Source organism: Caballeronia concitans (genome assembly GCF_001544615.1).
GTDB lineage: Bacteria > Pseudomonadota > Gammaproteobacteria > Burkholderiales > Burkholderiaceae > Caballeronia > Caballeronia concitans.
Window position 1 is genome coordinate 56,446 of the sequence record NZ_FCNV02000017.1, and the last position, 17,592, is coordinate 74,037.

The 17,592-nt window shown below is 66.3% G+C and carries 11 protein-coding genes; 5 read left to right on the forward strand and 6 right to left on the reverse strand.

Annotation, left to right across the window (positions count from 1 at the left end):
- Positions 1-46 precede the first annotated feature (46 nt).
- The 4 genes from AWB72_RS26050 to AWB72_RS26065 all read left to right on the forward strand — a co-directional run bounded on the left by AWB72_RS26050 (position 47) and on the right by AWB72_RS26065 (position 9,650).
- A complete protein-coding gene (locus tag AWB72_RS26050) occupies positions 47-6,088 on the forward strand; it encodes an Ig-like domain-containing alpha-2-macroglobulin family protein (protein WP_040050156.1) in 6,042 nt (2,013 codons plus the stop codon).
- Complete coding sequence (gene pbpC, locus AWB72_RS26055) at positions 6,051-8,324, forward strand: penicillin-binding protein 1C (RefSeq protein WP_084592821.1); 2,274 nt, start codon at positions 6,051-6,053, stop codon at positions 8,322-8,324. The genes AWB72_RS26050 and pbpC overlap by 38 nt, the downstream gene beginning before the upstream one ends.
- A gap of 262 nt (positions 8,325-8,586) precedes the next feature.
- Positions 8,587-9,153 (forward strand): ComEA family DNA-binding protein, encoded by a 567-nt coding sequence (locus AWB72_RS26060; RefSeq protein ID WP_040050157.1) that lies wholly within the window; start codon positions 8,587-8,589, stop codon positions 9,151-9,153.
- A gap of 35 nt (positions 9,154-9,188) precedes the next feature.
- Positions 9,189-9,650 (forward strand): YidB family protein, encoded by a 462-nt coding sequence (locus AWB72_RS26065; RefSeq protein WP_040050158.1) that lies wholly within the window; start codon positions 9,189-9,191, stop codon positions 9,648-9,650.
- Between the two features lie 88 nt (positions 9,651-9,738).
- Here the strand turns inward: AWB72_RS26065 and AWB72_RS26070 are convergent, their stop codons facing one another.
- The 3 genes from AWB72_RS26070 to AWB72_RS26080 all read right to left on the reverse strand — a co-directional run bounded on the left by AWB72_RS26070 (position 9,739) and on the right by AWB72_RS26080 (position 14,584).
- Positions 9,739-10,977, reverse strand: coding sequence for an MFS transporter (locus AWB72_RS26070; RefSeq protein ID WP_040050159.1), 1,239 nt, complete (start codon positions 10,975-10,977; stop codon positions 9,739-9,741).
- A 341-nt stretch (positions 10,978-11,318) separates the two neighbouring features.
- Positions 11,319-13,916 (reverse strand): ATP-dependent chaperone ClpB, encoded by a 2,598-nt coding sequence (gene clpB / locus AWB72_RS26075; protein WP_040050160.1) that lies wholly within the window; start codon positions 13,914-13,916, stop codon positions 11,319-11,321.
- Positions 13,917-14,083: 167 nt separating this feature from the next.
- Positions 14,084-14,584: an Rrf2 family transcriptional regulator gene (locus tag AWB72_RS26080; RefSeq protein ID WP_040050210.1), complete on the reverse strand. Its 501-nt coding sequence runs from the start codon at positions 14,582-14,584 to the stop codon at positions 14,084-14,086.
- 273 nt (positions 14,585-14,857) lie between these two features.
- Here AWB72_RS26080 and AWB72_RS26085 point away from each other — a divergent pair, with 273 nt between their 5' ends.
- The gene (locus tag AWB72_RS26085; protein ID WP_040050161.1) at positions 14,858-15,400 is read left to right on the forward strand and encodes a group III truncated hemoglobin; all 543 of its coding nucleotides are present in this window, start codon (positions 14,858-14,860) and stop codon (positions 15,398-15,400) included.
- Between the two features lie 4 nt (positions 15,401-15,404).
- Here AWB72_RS26085 and moaE read toward each other — a convergent pair whose 3' ends face one another.
- From moaE to AWB72_RS26100, 3 genes are read right to left on the reverse strand one after another with little or no spacing between them, the layout of a single operon-like run.
- On the reverse strand, positions 15,405-15,878 hold the full coding sequence (gene moaE / locus AWB72_RS26090; protein WP_040050162.1) for a molybdopterin synthase catalytic subunit MoaE: 474 nt from the start codon (positions 15,876-15,878) through the stop codon (positions 15,405-15,407).
- A 1-nt stretch (position 15,879) separates the two neighbouring features.
- Entirely contained in the window at positions 15,880-16,137 is a 258-nt protein-coding gene (moaD, locus tag AWB72_RS26095; RefSeq protein WP_040050163.1) for a molybdopterin converting factor subunit 1, read from the reverse strand.
- Positions 16,138-16,148: 11 nt separating this feature from the next.
- Entirely contained in the window at positions 16,149-17,381 is a 1,233-nt protein-coding gene (locus tag AWB72_RS26100; RefSeq protein ID WP_342066306.1) for a molybdopterin molybdotransferase MoeA, read from the reverse strand.
- Positions 17,382-17,592 lie beyond the last annotated feature (211 nt).

Consider the following 17,592-nt stretch of genomic DNA (forward strand, 5'->3'; position numbering starts at 1 on the left):
TAGGCCTCCAGTAAAATCGCGCGTCGGGGAAAACCGGAGCGTGTGGATGAGCCGCGTCGTCAACAAACAAAAATGGATTCTGGCCGCAACCACCGTACTCGCCGCGCTGGCGTCCAGCGTCGCGATTCATCGGGCCGATGCCGCGCGCGCCGTGAGCGTGTCGCCGCAAGGCAAGGTCGCGCAAGTGAGGCAGGTCGTCGTCAAGTTCGACGAAGCGATGACCCCGCTCGGCAACCCGAACGCCGCCGCACCGGCCAAGCTCGCGTGTGACGGCGCGCCGGCTGCGGCCACGGCGGGCAGCGCGCGCTGGATCGACCAGAAAACCTGGGCTTTCGACTTCAACGCCGACCTGCCGCCCGGCGTGCGCTGCGCGGTCGATCTCAACGCCGGCATCAAATCCGTCGATGGCAACGCGCTCGCGGGTCCGAGTCACTTCACGTTCCAGACCGGCGGGCCGTTCGTCACGCGCATCGAGCCGAGTTATGGCGATATTGAGGAAGATCAGGTTTTCGTGCTGCGCCTGAACGGTCCGGCGACGCAAACCTCGGTGCTCGATCACGTCTGGTGCGAATCGAGCGCGCTCGGCAACCGCATTCCCGTGCGCATGACCGACACCGCGACGCGCAACGCGCTCATCGAACACTTTCATTATGAAAAGGAAACCGACCGCGTGCTCACGCTCGCGTGCGGGCAAACGTTGCCGTCCGCGACCAAGATGCAACTCGTCTTCAGCCAGGGCGTGACGGGGCCGAGCGGCATGCCGAACGACGTCGAGAAGCGCTTCGATTACGCAGTGCGCGAGCCGTTCAAGGCGGGCTTCACGTGCGAGCGCGAAAACGCGAAGGCGCCCTGCACGCCGCTGCGCCCTTTGCGCCTCACATTCACCGCGCCGATCAGTCGCGCCGATGCCGAGAAGTTCGTCTTGCGCGGTCCCAAAGGCACGGTCGCGCCGCACTTCGATGCCGACAACAAGGATGCCGAAATAAGCGCTATCGAGTTCGCCGCGCCGCTGCCGGAGCGCGCGAGCCTGACGATCGAAGCGCCGTCGAATCTGAAAGACGTGAGCGGCCGCGCGCTCGCCAACGCCGATCTCTTCCCGCTCGCGACGACCACCGCGCCCATGCCGCCGCTCGCGAAGTTCTCGTCGGGCACCTTCGGAATCATCGAACGCTTCGCGGAGCCGAACATGCCCGCGATGCTGCCCGTCACGCTGCGTCATGTCGAAGCGGACCTGCTCGTGCGTGGGCTCAATGCGGGAACGTCGACGATCACGCGCCTCAAGCTCGACGCCGATGCCGACATCCGCCGATGGATGCGGACCGTCGAATCGTTCGACGGCATCGCGATGTCGCGCTCGGTCGTCGAATCGCGCATGCCCGAGGCGCTGCATAACGGCATCCCGCCGGCCATCGTACGCAACGAGGACGGCTCGGTCGGCAACAATCCGACGATCGACATCCGCTCGCTCTCGCTTCTGCCGAAGCGCGCGGGCGTGCAAACGCTGACGCTGCCCGCCGACGATCCCAAAGCGCTGCGGCCGTTCGAAGTGGTCGGCATTCCGTTCGACAAGCCGGGCTTCTATGTGGTCGAGCTGGCCTCGCCGGCGCTGGGCGCGTCGCTGATGGGCAAGCGCCAGGCGATGTACGTGCGCACGTCGGTGCTCGTCACGAATCTCGGCGTGCATTTCAAACAAGGGCGCGAAAACAGCCTCGTCTGGGTGACGACGCTCGACAAGGGCAAGCCGGTGCCGAACGCGCAGGTGCGCGTGACCGATTGCAACGGCAAGCAGCTCGCCACCGGCATGACCGATGCGCAAGGGATCGCGAAGATCGACAAGGCGCTCGTGGAGTCGCACGACTGCGGCGAAGACAGCCTCGCGTATGGCGGCTTTTTCGTGTCGGCACGCGTGAACGATCCTGTGTCCGGTCCCGACATGGCCTTCGTGCAATCGGACTGGAATCGCGGCATCGAATCGTGGCGCTTCGACGTGCCGACGGACATGAGCCCCATGCGCACGACGCGCGCGCACACCATTTTCGACCGCACGCTGCTGCGCGCGGGCGAAACCGTATCGATGAAGCATCTGCTGCGCGTGGAGACGCTCGGCGGCTTTGCGTTCGCGAAGCGCTATCCGACGCGCGTGACCATCCGCCATATCGGCAGCGGCCAGACGTGGCATCTGCCGCTCACGTGGGCCGCCGACCATAGCGCCGATTCGACGTTCACCGTGCCCGCGGCGGCGAAGCTCGGCGAATACAGCGTGTCGCTCGACGACGGCGCGGCCAGTGCCACTAGCAATGACGACGACAACGACCGCGCGGTGAGCGAATCGTATGAAACGGGCAGCTTCCGCGTCGAGGAATTCCGGCTGCCGGTGTTCGAAGGCTCCATTTCAGCCGGCGACAGCAAATCGCCCGGACTCGTCGCGGCGCGCGAAGCGCCCGTCTCGGTGCGGCTCGAATACGTTCAGGGCGGCGCGGCATCGAATGTTCCGGTGCAGGTGTCCGCGCTCGTGCGCGATACCGCCCCGCCCTTCGCTTCGCAATTCGAATCGTTCAGCTTCGCGCCGTATCGCAAGCCCGCGAACGACGGCGCGAGCGCGCCCGCCGAGGATCAGGACGGCGACGGCAGCGACGATCAGCAGCAAGGCGATTCCACGACCAAGCTCGTCGCCGACAAGGTGCGCATGACGCTCGATCGCGACGGCGCCGGCAAGCTCAAGGTCGCGCCGCTGCCCGCCGTCGACTCGCCGAAACGCCTCGCGCTCGAAGCCAGCTTCGCCGATCCCAACGGCGAGATTCAGACGATCAGCGGCGCAGCGACGCTTTGGCCCGCCGAGGTCGCCGTCGGCGTGAAGGCGGGACATTGGGTATCCGTCGGCGATACGGTTCCGGTTCAGGCGCTCGCGCTCGATCTGCAAGGCAAGCCGCGCGCGGGCGTGTCGATCGAAATCAGGGGCATTGCGCGCGTGATGTCGAGTTCGCGCAAACGCATGGTCGGCGGTTTCTACGCCTACGACAATCACAGCGAAACCAGCAATCTCGGCACGCTTTGCAGCGGCAAGAGCGACGACCACGGCCTCGTCACCTGCGACGCGAAGCTGAAGCAGGCGGGCAACGTCGATCTGATCGCGGTCGCGAAAGACGGCGACGGCCGCGAAGCCAACGCGAGCACGTCGGTCTGGGTCACGCGCGAGGACGAACTCTGGTTCGGCGGCGAAAACACCGACCGCATCGACGTGCTGCCGGAAAAGACCAGCTACGAGCCGGGCGAAACCGCGCGCTTTCAGGTCCGCATGCCGTTCCGCGCGGCGACGGGGCTCGTCGCGGTAGAACGCGAAGGCGTGATCGAAACGCGCGTCGTCGAACTGAACGGCAAGGATCCGACGATCGACCTGAAAGTGCAGGACGCGTGGGGGCCGAACGTGTACGTGTCGGTGCTCGCGCTGCGTGGACGCGTGCGCGAAGTGCCGTGGTACTCGTTCTTTACGTGGGGCTGGAAGGCGCCGGTCGAATGGGCGCGCGCGTTCTGGTACGAAGGACGCCAGTATCAGGCGCCGACGCCGCTCGTCGATCTGTCGAAGCCCGCGTTCCGCTACGGACTCGCGTCGATCAAGGTCGGCACGGCGTCGCACAAGCTCGCGGTCAGCGTGACGCCGGACGCGAAGTCGTATTCCGTGCGCGCGAAGGCGCATGTGAAGGTCAAGGTCGCGTTGCCCGACGGCAAGCCTGCGCCGGTCGACACGCAGATCGCCGTCGCTGCCGTCGATGAAGCCTTGCTCGAACTGATGCCGAACCGAAGCTGGGACGTGCTCGACGCGATGTTGCAGCAGCGCGCGTACGGCGTCGAAACGGCGACCGCGCAGATGGAAATCGTCGGGCGGCGTCACTTCGGGCGCAAGGCGGTGCCTGCGGGCGGCGGCGGCGGGCATGGCGCGACGCGCGAGCTATTCGATACCCTGCTCCTCTGGAATCCGCGCGTGACGCTGGATGCAAACGGCGAGGCATCCGTCGATGTGCCGCTCAACGACGCGCTCACTCGCTTTCGCATCGTCGCGATCGCGACAGTCGGCGCGGGACGCTTCGGCACGGGCAGCGCGTCGATTCAGAGCACGCAGGATTTGCAACTGATTTCGGGATTGCCGCCGCTCGTGCGCGTCGGCGATGCGTTCCGCGCGCAATTCACGCTGCGCAACGGTACGGACCGCACGATGCGCGTCGTCGTCACGCCGCACGCGGGCGCGCTCGCGCTCGACGCGCGGACGGTCGAACTCGCGGCGGGATCGTCGAAAGAAGTGGTCTGGGACGTGGCCACGCCCGACGTGCTCGGCGCAAACGATTCCGCTGCGCTCGCGTGGGACGTGAGCGCCGTCGAACAGGGAACCGGCAAGGCGAGCGACGCCGTGAACCTCACGCAGCGCGTCGTCGCGGCGATTCCGGTCACGGTGCAACAGGCGACCATCGCACAGGTCGACGGCACGCTCTCGCTGCCCGTCGCGCCGCCCGCCGATGCGACCCGCTCGGCGAACGGCATCGTGCGCGGGGGCGTCGCGGTATCGCTGCAGCCGAAGCTCGCGGACGGCCTGCCCGGCGTGCGCCGCTGGTTCGAGCGCTATCCGTACAACTGCCTTGAGCAGCAGACATCGCGCGCGCTCGGTCTGATGGATGCCGTCCAATGGCAAGCCGTGCTCACGCGCATGCCCGCATATCTCGACCGCGACGGCCTCGCGAACTACTTCCCGCCGCCCGACGACGCGCGCCCGACCGGCAGCCCGGCGCTGAGTGCGTACCTGCTCGCCGTCTCGGATGAAGCCGGCAAGCTGGATCGCCGCTTCGCGCTGCCCGCCGATCTGCGCGACCGCCTCGCGGCGGGCCTCGCGAATTTCGTCGATGGCAAGATCGAACGCAAGTTCTGGGCGCCGCGCAACGACCTCGACTTCGAGAAGCTCGCGGCCATCGAAGCGCTCTCGCGCTACGGTCTCGCGCAGCCGCGCATGCTGGGGTCGATCACGGTCGCGCCGAATCAGTGGCCGACGTCGGCGGTGCTCGATTACTACGCGATCCTCTCGCGCGTCGACGGCATTCCGAATCGCGAAGAGAAGCGCGCGCAGGCCGAGCAGATCATTCGCGCGCGGCTCACGTATCAGGGCACGCGCCTGAGCTTCTCGACCGAGCGCGACGACGATCTGTGGTGGCTCATGACGAGCGTCGAAACGAACGCCGCGCGCACCGCCCTTCTTTTCGCGGACGCGCCCGGCTGGAAGGACGAGATGCCGCGTCTGGTCGCCGGTCTGCTCGCGATGCAGCAGCACGGCGCATGGCAGACGACCACGGCCAATCTGTGGGGATCGCTGGCGGTCGGCCGCTTCTCGCGTCTCTTCGAAAGCACGCCGGTCACCGGCAGCACGGCGATCGCGCTCGGCTCGGCGGCGCAGCGCGTGAACTGGGACGCAGCCGCGCCCGCCGCGATGGCTTCGGCTACGTCGGCCACGTCGCCCACGTCGGCTACGCCGATCACGAAGACCGCGAACACGCGCAGCACGATGCTGCCGTGGTCGACCGGCTCGCTCACGCTGACGCAAGACGGCACCGGCAAGCCGTGGGCAACGATCGAAAGTCTCGCGGCGGTCGCGCTAAAGGCGCCGTTCGCGGCCGGCTATCGCATAACGAAGACGGTCACGCCCGTCGAACCTGCGGTCAAGGGCGAACTGTCGCGTGGCGATATCGTGCGCGTGCATCTCGACATCGACGCGCAGAGCGACATGACCTGGGTCGTCGTCAACGATCCGATTCCCGCTGGCGCGACGATTCTCGGCTCGGGTCTCGGCCGCGATTCGGAAGCGGCGACGCAGGGCGAAAAGCAGGACAGCGGCGCGTGGCCGGCGTTCGTCGAGCGCAGCTTCGACGGCTATCGCGCGTATTACGACTATCTGGCAAAGGGAAAGCTGCAGGTCGAATACACGATGCGCCTCAATAACGCGGGCACATTCGGCCTACCGCCGACGCGCGTCGACGCGCTCTACGCACCCTCGACGTTCGGTGCGCTCCCGAATGCGCCGATGGTCGTCAAGCCGCTCGCGGCGAAGTGACATCGTGAAGCGCGCCGCCACGTTCGTCGTCATCATGATGCTCGCCGCGGCCGCACACGCCGCGCCGGGCTTCGACGAAGTGCGCGCGAACTGGCGCAGCTCCGACTGGCTCCTGCTCGACCGCGACGGCGAGACGCTGCAGCGCACGCGCATCGACACGAGCGCGCGGCGCGGCGACTGGATCGCGCTCGCGGACGTATCGCCCGCGCTGCGCGAAGCGATCGTCGTTTCGGAGGACAAACGATTCTACGAACACGCGGGCGTCGACTGGCGCGGAGCCGCCGCCGCCGCGTGGGGCAACCTGTGGAACACGCGCACGCGCGGCGCATCGACGGTGACGATGCAGCTCACCGGCCTTATCGGCGACGAAGGCAGGAAGCCGTCCGGACGGCGTTCCATCGCGGAAAAGGCGCAGCAAACGGTGAGCGCACTGTGGCTCGAACGCACGTGGCGCAAGGATCAGATTCTCGAAGCGTATCTCAATCTCGTGCCGTTTCGCGGCGAGATCATCGGGCTGTCGGCGCTGTCGCAGACGCTTTTCGACAAGGCGCCATCCGGTCTCGACGAGCGCGAATCCGCACTCGCCGCCGCGCTCGTGCGCGCGCCGAATGCGCCGTACGCGAAGGTCGCGGCGCGCGCGTGCGCCATCCTGCGCGACATGCGCACCTTGCACGCGGACGCCAAAACGAGCGCCGCTCCCGATCCGTGCGTCAATCTCGACAGCTACGCGCAACTGACGCTCACGCGCACCGCATCGGCGCCGGCTTACGTCCGCAGCGACGACGCGCTCGCGCCGCATCTCGCGCGGCGCATCGCGAACGAAGTGCATCCGGTGGCCGGTGCGCGCGTGCGTTCGACGCTCGATGCGCGGCTTCAGCGCTTCGCCCGCGACACGCTCGCCCGCACGCTCGCCGAATTGAATGCGCGCGCGCATCCGCGCAACGTGCACGACGCGGCGGCGATCGTCATCGACAACGCTTCCGGCGATGTGCTCGCGTGGGTGGGATCGGCGGGCGGTTTGTCGAACGCGGCCGAGGTCGATGCCGTGCTCGCACAGCGTCAGGCCGGCTCGACGCTCAAGCCCTTCCTGTACGCGCAGGCCATCGACGAAAAGCGCCTGACCGCCGCCACGCTGCTCGACGACGCCCCGCTCGATCTCGCCACGGGCGGCGGCCTGTATATCCCGCAAAACTACGATCACGACTTCAAGGGCTGGGTCAGCGTGCGCACGGCGCTCGGCTCGTCGCTGAACGTGCCGGCGGTGCGCGCGCTCGTGCTGGTCACGCCGCATCGCTTCGCGAAGACGCTCGTCGCGCTCGGCCTGCCGCTGTCGCAAGCGGGCGATTACTACGGCTTCAGCCTCGCGCTCGGCAGCGCCGATGTCACGCTCGCGTCGCTTGCGAATGCGTATCGGGCGCTGGCGAACGGCGGCATCGCGCGGCCGCTTTTCGATCTCGCGAATCACGCGCCCGCGCCTTCGGGCAAGCGCGTGTTCAGCCCGGAAGCGAGCTTCATCGTCACGGACGTGCTGGCCGACAACAACGCGCGCACGCGCACCTTCGGCTTCGACAGCGTGCTCGCGACCCGCACCTTCAGCGCGGTGAAAACGGGCACGAGCAAGGACATGCGCGACAACTGGGCGGTCGGGTTCACGTCGCGCTACACGGTGGGCGTGTGGGTCGGCAACGCGGACGGCGCGCCGATGTGGGACGTCTCCGGCGTCACCGGCGCGGCGCCCGCGTGGAATGCGATCGTCAATTATCTGCATCGGCGGACGACGAGCCGCGCGCCCAGCGCGCCGCCGGGCGTCGTGAAGACGCGCGTCGCGTATCAGAGCGACATCGAACCGGCACGCGACGAATGGTTCGTGCGCGGCACGGAGATGGAGCGCATCGGCTTGACGGCGAACGCGGCGGCGGCCTCGACGACGAACGCAGTTCGTGCCGACGCAGCCGCCGCGAAGATCGGCGCACCGACCGATGGCACCATTTTCGCGCTCGACCCCGACATTCCGCCCGCGCGCCAGCGCGTGTGGTTCGAGCGCGCGGGCGGCGGCGCACGTCTGACATGGCGGCTCGACGGCAAGCCGTTCGGCCACGACGCCCGCGCCGCCTGGTTGCCGTGGCCGGGTCGTCACGTGCTCGAACTCGTCGATGCGCGCGGCGAAACGGTCGATAAAGTCGGCTTCGAAGTGCGCGGTGCGTTCGCGAAAACAGCCGCGCCGGCATCGAAATAGACTGCGCGGATAGCGCGAATCTTGGCATAGCGAACGATTACGCGGAATCGATTGCTTCGCGGCACGTTCCGCCCTTTTCCAACGTTAAGAATTGTGCGCAAATGCGGTGTGCCCGGCGAGGTCATGCACAATGCCCCACGGTCACCGTCCGGCATGCGGAATTGTCTTATGCTTAACGGCGTCGTCCCGCGTCGCCGGTCCGGCGTTGCATGCCGGAACGTTGCCCGTCCACTGTTTATCCACTTTTGCCCGGAGTGTCGTCATGCTGAGAAAGCTGTTGATTCTGTGCGTTGGATTCCTGCTGTCCATCGGCGTCGCGTTTGCCGCCGTCGATGTCAATACCGCCGATCAGGCCGCGCTCGATTCGGTGAAAGGCCTCGGGCCGGTAAAATCGAAGGCGATCGTCGACGAACGCACGAAAAACGGGCCGTTCAAGGACGCGGACGATCTCGCGAACCGCGTCAAGGGCCTCGGCGTGAAGTCGGTGGCGAAGCTGGAGGAAAACGGACTGACCATCGGCGGATCGTCGCTGCCGCCGACCGGCAAGACGTCGAAGTCCGCGCCGGTGAGCTCGCAAGGCGCCGCCGCGCCGAATTCGACGGTCAAGTCATCGACGGCCGCGACGGCGGCAACGTCGCCCGCGGCCACGAACGAGCGCACACCGGCTGTCGCGCCGGCGTCGGGCGCGTCGGCTGCTTCCGGCAAGAAGAAGTCGAACGCGACGGCTACCGCCGCATCCGCGCCGCCCGCGACGAGCGACGCGAAACCCTCCAAATCCAAACGCAAGAAAGACAAGGCGGCGAGCAGCGCGGCCGCCAGTGGTCTGTAATTGCGCACCGCAACCCAACTTTCGTAGAGACTGACATGAGCCTACTCGATATCCTCGCCTCTTCCCTCGGCAATTCGTCGCCACAAGGCGGTCAAGGTGGCCAGGGCGGCGGCCAGACCGCGCTGATCGCGGCGGCGCTCGAATTCGTGAACAGCCAGCCCGGCGGCATCATGGGCCTGATCCAGCGTTTCCACCAGAACGGCGCGGGCGATATCGTCTCGTCGTGGATCGGCACCGGCGAAAACAAGCCGATCAGCCCGGGCCTCCTGACCAACGTGCTCGGCGCGGACAACGTCGGCGCGCTCGCGCAGAAGGCCGGCGTCTCGGGCGACCAGCTTTCCGGCATGCTGGCGGCGGTGCTGCCGCATATCGTCGATCGAGCGACGCCGAACGGCGAAGTGCCGCCCGAAGGCAAGCTGGATCTGACCGGCGTGCTTGGCTCGCTCGGCGGCCTCGCGGGTCTGTTCGGCAATAGCGAGCAACCGAAGCAAGGCTAAGCGCGCGCCTTTCGCACGTCGCGATAAGAGAAACCCCGTCCGGCTCGCGCCGGACGGGGTTTTGTTTTGTGGGTCGAGAGACGCGCTGTCAGTCCATCGACGGCTCGCAACGGCTCTTGGCCGCGTGCGCACTGCCCGACCGCCCCAACGCCATCACGCGCTGCAAGGTCACGAGACCGAGCACGGCGAGGCCCGCGCCGAGCATGAAGTCGGTTTCCACGCCCGCGTGGTCGACGATCGCGCCGCCCACGGCTGAACCCGTCGCGATCGCCACCTGAATGATGCTCACGAACATCGCGGAGCCGGCTTCGGGATAGTCCGCCGTGCCGCGCTGGATCCACACGCTGAAGCACAACGGCAGCGCGCCGAACGCGACGCCCCAGATCAGCATCGCGGCCGTCTCGCCGATATGCGAATGCCCGAGCAGCAGCATCGACAGGATCGCGGCGAGCAGCAGCGAGATCATCGCCGCCACGGATTTGACGAGATGCGTGCCGACCAACGTCGACATGATCGCGTTCGAGAAGAAACCAATGACGCCGAAGCCGAGCAGCAGCAACGTGATCGCGTTCAGCGAGAAATCCTGTTCCAGCAAGGGCGCGATGTACGTGTACGTCGAAAAGTGCGCACCGAACGCGAACGCAACCATCAACATGCTCAGTCGCGCGTGCGGCCTCGCGAGCAGCGCCTTGAAGTCATGGATGCGCAGGCCGGACGCCGACGGCAAACGCGGCACCAGCAGCGCCTGCGCGGTCAGCGCGACGGCGACGAGGCCCGCGGTCGCCGCGAAGGAAAGCCGCCACGACGAGAACGACGCGATGAAGATGCCGAGCGGCACGCCGATGACCGTTGCGAACGTCACGCCCGTCAGGATGATCGCCGTCGACTTCGCTGCGTCCTTGCCCTGCACGAGTCGCGGCGCCGCTGCCGTCGCGAGCGTCCAGAAGCCGCCGAGCGCCGCGCCGAGCATCGCGCGTCCGATGAGCATCGTCGCGAAGCCGGGCGCCATCGCGCAGACGACGTTCGACACGAACAGCACCGCCGTGAGCAGCAGGAAGACGTATCGGCGGTCCATGCGGCCGGCGCCGATGATAAGCGTCGGCGCGAAGATGGCGGCCATGACGCCGGGCGTCGTCACCATCAGGCCCGCGACGCCGGGACTCACGCCCAGGTCGTGCGCGATCTGCGGCAGCAAGCCGACCGGCAGGAATTCCGCCGTCACGAAGGCGAACGCGCTGACCGCGACGGCGAGCACGGCGAGCCATTGGCGTATCGTGGTGGAAAGACCGTCCGATGTTCCGGGAAGCGTGGGGGCGTCGATGTGCATGGCGATGGAAACAGAAAATTGAGGGCGAAGCCGTGGCTGCGCCTGCGACAGTCGCAAAGCTGGCGCGCGGCGCATTCAACACGAACGGCCGACGCTACGAATGAAGGACTGTAGGGGAACGGGCGGCGCCGAAAAAGGCCGGCGCCTCGAATTGACAATCCGGGTCAGGCGAACAATCGCAGACAACCGGACGCGCGATGCGGAGCGAAAAGCATAGCGAGCGGCATCTTATATCAATATCTCGACATCGCGCTGCGCAAAAAAAGCGCAAAGAAAAAAGGCAACGAATCGCTTCGTTGCCTTTCGAAGTCCTCTTCATCGAAGAAGAGGCGCGTTCAAACTCAATGCACCACGCGATCGAACACGAACTCGCCTTCGCGCACATCGACCGGAATGACATCCTTCGGTCCAAAGCGCCCTGCGAGAATCAGCTTGGCGACCGGATTTTCGATCTCCTGCTGAATCGCGCGCTTCAACGGCCGCGCGCCGAACACGGGATCGTAGCCGACCTTGCCGATCTGCTCCAACGCTGCATCCGACACATCGAGCTGCATGTCGAGCTTCGCGAGCCGGTCGTGCAGACGCTGCAACTGAATCTTCGCGATCGATTCGATATTCGCGCGATCGAGCGAATGGAACACGACCACGTCGTCGATACGATTCAGGAACTCGGGCCGGAAATGGAGCTTCACTTCTTCCCAGACCGCGTCCTTCACCTTCTCGTGCGGCTCGTCGACCATGCTCTGAATCACGTGCGAGCCGAGGTTCGACGTCATCACGATCACCGTGTTCTTGAAGTCCACGGTGCGGCCTTGTCCGTCCGTCATGCGGCCGTCGTCCAGCACTTGCAGCAGCACGTTGAACACGTCCGGATGCGCCTTCTCGATCTCATCGAGCAGAATCACGCTATACGGCTTGCGACGCACCGCTTCAGTCAGATAACCGCCTTCCTCGTAGCCGACGTATCCCGGCGGCGCGCCGATCAGCCGCGCGACGCTGTGCTTCTCCATGAACTCGCTCATGTCGATGCGGATGAGATGGTCTTCCGAATCGAACAGGAACGCCGCGAGCGCCTTGCACAGTTCCGTCTTGCCGACGCCCGTCGGCCCGAGGAACAGGAACGAGCCATACGGACGGTTCGGATCGGAGAGACCGGCGCGCGAACGGCGGATGGCATCCGCCACGGCGCCGATCGCTTCGTCCTGACCGACGACACGCTCATGCAGCTTGCTCTCGATCTGCAACAGCTTTTCGCGTTCGCCCTGCATCATGCGCGACACCGGAATGCCCGTCGAACGCGACACCACTTCCGCGATTTCCTCTGCGCCCACTTGCGTGCGCAACAGACGCGGACGCGTCGGATTGTTCTGCTCCTGCGATTCCGCCTGCGTCACTTGCTTGAGCCGCGCTTCGAGCTCCGGCAGCTTGCCGTATTGCAGTTCGGCGACCTTCTCCAGCTTGCCTTCGCGCTGCAGACGCGCAATGTCGGCGCGCACTTTCTCGATCTCTTCCTTCAGTTGCGCGCTGCCCTGCACCGCGGCCTTCTCGGCGGTCCAGATTTCCTCGAGATCGGAATACTCGCGGTTCAAGCGCTCGATTTCCTCTTCGATGAGTTGCAGCCGTTTCTGCGACGCCTCGTCTTTCTCCTTCTTCACGGCCTCGCGCTCGATCTTCAGCTGGATGGTCCGTCGCTCCAGCTTGTCCATCTCTTCGGGCTTCGAATCGATTTCCATCTTGATGCGCGACGCCGCTTCGTCGATCAGATCGATGGCCTTGTCCGGCAAGAAGCGGTCCGTGATATAGCGATGCGACAGTTCCGCCGCCGCGACGATCGCCGGATCGGTGATCTCGACGCCGTGGTGCAACTCGTACTTTTCCTGCAAGCCGCGCAAAATCGCGATGGTCGCTTCGACCGACGGTTCATCGACCAGCACCTTCTGGAAACGACGCTCCAGCGCCGCGTCCTTCTCGATGTACTTGCGGTATTCGTCGAGCGTGGTCGCGCCGATGCAATGCAGCTCGCCGCGCGAGAGCGCCGGCTTCAGCATGTTGCCCGCGTCCATCGCGCCTTCGGCCTTGCCCGCGCCGACCATGGTGTGAATTTCGTCGATGAAGACGATGGTCTGCCCTTCGTCCTTCGCGATGTCGTTCAGCACGGCCTTCAGGCGCTCCTCGAACTCGCCGCGATATTTCGCACCCGCGAGCAGCGCCGCCATGTCGAGCGAGAGCACGCGCTTGCCCTTGAGCGTTTCCGGCACTTCGCCGTTGACGATGCGTTGCGCGAGGCCCTCGACGATCGCCGTCTTGCCCACGCCCGGCTCGCCGATCAGCACCGGATTGTTCTTCGTGCGGCGTTGCAGGATCTGGATCGAGCGGCGAATTTCGTCGTCGCGGCCAATGACCGGATCGAGCTTGCCCGCGCGCGCACGCTCGGTCAGATCGACGGTGTATTTCTTGAGCGCCTCGCGCTGGCTTTCGGCGTCCTGGCTATTGACCTGCGCGCCGCCGCGCACGGCGTTGATCGCGGCTTCCAGCGCACGGCGCGTGAGCCCGTGCTGCTTCGCGATGCGGCCGGCTTCGCCTTTATCGTCGGCGACGGCCAGCAGGAACATTTCGCTCGCGATGTACGTGTCGTTGAGCTTCTGCGCTTCCTTGTCGGCGTTGTTGAGCAGGCCCGCGAGTTCGCGGCTGATCTGCACGTTGCCATCAGTGCCCTGCACTTGCGGCAGACGGCCGATCGCCTCGTTGACCGCCGCCTGCAGCGCCTGAACCTGCACGCCCGCATGCGACAGCAGCGAGCGCGCGGAGCCGTCGCGCTGCGCGATCAGCGCGGACAGCAGATGCACCGGCTCGATGTATTGATTGTCGTTGCCAACCGCCAGGCTCTGCGCGTCGGACAGTGCTTCCTGAAACTTGGTTGTGAGTTTGTCGATTCTCATTTTTGCAAAGCTCCAATTCTGAATACGACCAAAATGAGGCGGTTTTGGCCGCTTTCAAGCATGGTTTCGCTCGCTATGTGCATTTTTTGAAGCGAGCGGGCGCGCGAGCGGCGCTCTCGAAGGACAGCGATGTTCGGCTTTCGTTCAATGGCGCGGCGTGCCGCGCTTCAGGACGAGCCATCCGGCGATACCGCCGCCATCGACGGCGAACGCGGCGAAGGCGCCATGCCGGCGACGCCGAGCAGCCGCGCGAGTTCGTTTGCCGGCTCCGACAGTTCGGCGACCGTGTGTTTGTCGAGTTCGGCGAGAAAGGCATCGCGCGCGGCGGCGATCACGCCCCGCAGCCGGCAGACCGGCTGGATCACGCAATGACGATCGTCCGCGCCGCCCGCGAAGCAGCCGACGATCGCAAAGTCGCTCTCCGTCCTGCGCACGATGTCGCCGATGGTCAGCGCGCGCGTGCGGTCCGCGAGGCGCAGGCCACCGTGCCGACCGCGCACGGTCTCCACCCAGCCCAGGTCTCCGAGTTGCTGAACGATCTTCATCAGGTGGTTCTTCGAGATGCCGTAGGCGTCCGAGATTTCCTGGATCGTCGAGAGGCCGGCCGGGCGCACCGAAAGATAGAGCAGGACGCGCAACGAATAGTCGGTGTAGTCGGTCAGTCGCATGGTGCCGCACGATGAGTTTGAGCGCAGGTGCGCATGCATGACGGCGAGGCGCCGCGCTGCGGAGAGCGACGCCGGTGCGGCAAAAAAGCCGCGTGATACCGTAGGGCGATGGCCCCGCCCCGGCGACGCAAGGTCTACTATCCGCACGCGGCCCGCGAGACGCGGCATCAGCTTGACGAAACAAGCATTCTGCGCCAAATAAGTGCCCGTCGTCAGCCAATGCCTCGCGCGCCTGCACTTTTTTTCGACGCCAGCCTGATCGCTTTTCTTGCCATGAACCACGACCCATCCACCGCCGCCGTCACCCGCGAGCGCGAACCGACCGAAACCAACGTGCGAGCGCTCGTCGAAGCGTTCTACCGCCGCGTGGACGACGATCCCCTGCTCGGCCCGATCTTCGCCCGCGAACTGACGGGGCGCTGGGACGAGCATCTGGCGAAAATGACGACCTTCTGGTCGAGCCTCGTGCTCGGCTCGAAGCAGTATCGGGGGAACGTGCAGGAGGCGCATCGGCCGCTGGAAGGCATCGAGCCGCGCCACTTCGCGCGCTGGCTGTCGCTGTTCCTGAACACGGTCGAAGCGCGCTACGAACCGGCGGCTGCGGTGCAGTTCATGGAACCGGCGCTGCGCATCGCGCAGAGTCTGCAGTTGAGCAAGTTCGGCTGGGACTACCGGATTCCCGCCGAACAGGAAGCCTTGCTCGCGGCGCTCAAGCGGCAGCGCACCGGCGACGAGCCGGAACCGCGCTTTCCGGAACGGCCCGCCGCCGAGCCGTTTCCGGCGAAGTTCGTCGGCAAGCCCGTCGACGAGCGATGAGACGTCAGCTGTCCGGCGTCGTCCAGCGCGCGAGCGCGGCGTCGTCGGATTCGCGGGCATCGACCCAGCGCTCGCCGCGTTCGGTCTTTTCCTTCTTCCAGAACGGCGCCTGCGTCTTGAGGTAATCCATCACGAAGGCACACGATTCGAACGCCTCCGCGCGATGCATCGCCGTCGTCGCGACGAGCACGATCTGATCGAGCGGCTTGAGTTTCCCCACGCGATGCACGATCAGCACATCCGATCCCGGCCACCGCTCGCGCGCCTGGTCCGCGATGCCTTCGAGCGACTTCTCCGTCATGCCCGGATAGTGCTCCAGCTCCATCGTTTCGATGGCGCTGCCTTCGTTCAGATCGCGCACCGTGCCGATGAAACACGCCACCGCGCCGACCTTCGGGTTGTCGGCGCGCAGCGCGGCGACTTCGGCGCTCAGGTCGAAATCAGCTTCCTGCACGCGGACTTTCGCAAACGTCGTCATGTCAGCCGCCCGTGACCGGCGGAAAGAACGCGACTTCGCAGCCCTCGGTGATGCGCTGCGACGCGTTCGTCATCACGTGATTGCACGCCATGCGCAGCGCGCGGCCTTCCGCGAGCGTTTCGGCCCACACGCCGCCGCGCATGCGCAGCCAGGCGCGCACGTCGCCGACATTGACGACCGTGTCGGGCACGCTCACCGTCTCGTTCGCGACGCCCAGCGCCTCGCGCACGCTCGCAAAAAATCTCAGTTCCACTTTCATTGCACGCTTCCTTACCGCATCAATTCTGAAAAAGGGATGAAACGCACCAGCTCGCCCGCGCTGATTGCGTGATTCGGCGGATTGTCGATGAGTCCGTCGCCCCAAACCGTCGATGTCAACACCGCCGAACTCTGGTTAGGGAAAAGGTCGAGACCGCCCGAGTCGTTCACGCGCGCGCGCAGGAATTCGTTGCGGCGATCGCCTTTTTTCTGCGTGAAGTCGGCGCGCACGGTGTAGACGCGCGGCGCGACGTGTTCGACGCCCGCGAGCCGCGAAATGAACGGTCGCACGAAAAGCAGGAACGTGCAGAAGCTCGATACCGGATTACCCGGCAAGCCGATGAAATACGCTTCCCCCGATTCGCTCTCGCCCGCGCGCCGCACCGCGCCGAACGCGAGCGGCTTGCCGGGCTTCATCGCGATCTGCCACATCGAGATGCGCCCCTCCGCTTCGACGGCCGGCTTCACGTGATCCTCCTCGCCCACCGAAACGCCGCCGCACGTCAGGATCAGATCGTGTTCGAGCGCCGCGCGGCGCAAGGTATCGCGGGTGGCGTCGAGCCGGTCGGGGACGATGCCGAAATCCGTCACGTCGCAGCCGAGCTTCGCGAGCAGCGCACGCAGCGTGAAGCGGTTCGAGTTGTAGATCGCGCCGGGTGCGAGCGGCTCGCCGGGCATCCGCAGTTCGTCGCCGGTGAAGAAGATCGCGACGCGCACCGGGCGCACGACGTCCAGCGACGCGCATCCGACCGATGCCGCGAGCCCCAGCGCCTGCGGCGAGAGACGCGTGCCGGCCGGCAGGATGACCGAGCCGCGTTCGATGTCCGCGCCCTGCCGCGTGATCCATTCGCCCCCGGCGGGCGGCTGCGTGAACGCGACGGCGCCGTCGTCGGACACGCGCGCCATTTCCTGCATGACGACGGCGTCCGCGCCCGGCGGCACCGTCGCGCCCGTGAAGATGCGCGCCGCCGTGCCCGCCGCGAGCGGTTCCGCCGTGTGGCCCGCCGGCACGCGCTGCGACACCGGCAGCGCGACGGGCGTAGCGTCGGTGGCGGCGGCGAGATCGGCGGCGCGGACCGCGTAGCCGTCCATCGAGCTGGTGTGCATCGGCGGGACGTCGAGCGGAGAAACCACGTCGGCGGCGAGCACGCGGCCGAGCGCATCGAGCGTGTCGATGCGCTCGACGCCATCCACCCGGCGCGCGGCGTCGAGCAGAAGGCCGAGCGCTTCGGCGGTGGCGAGCATCGGAGGACGGGAGGAACCGGCGGGCTGTGATGACATGGCTTCGCTTGAGGCGCGGCGCGCGCGTGGAAAGAAACGACGGGTTATAGGCAACCATTGTAACGACTAGCCGCCCTGCTTCACTGCCCGCGCGAACACGCGCTTTGCATCGCGAAAATAAGCGGAAGACGGCGAAAAACGGCGGAAGCGAACGACCGTCACGCTCCAAGACCGC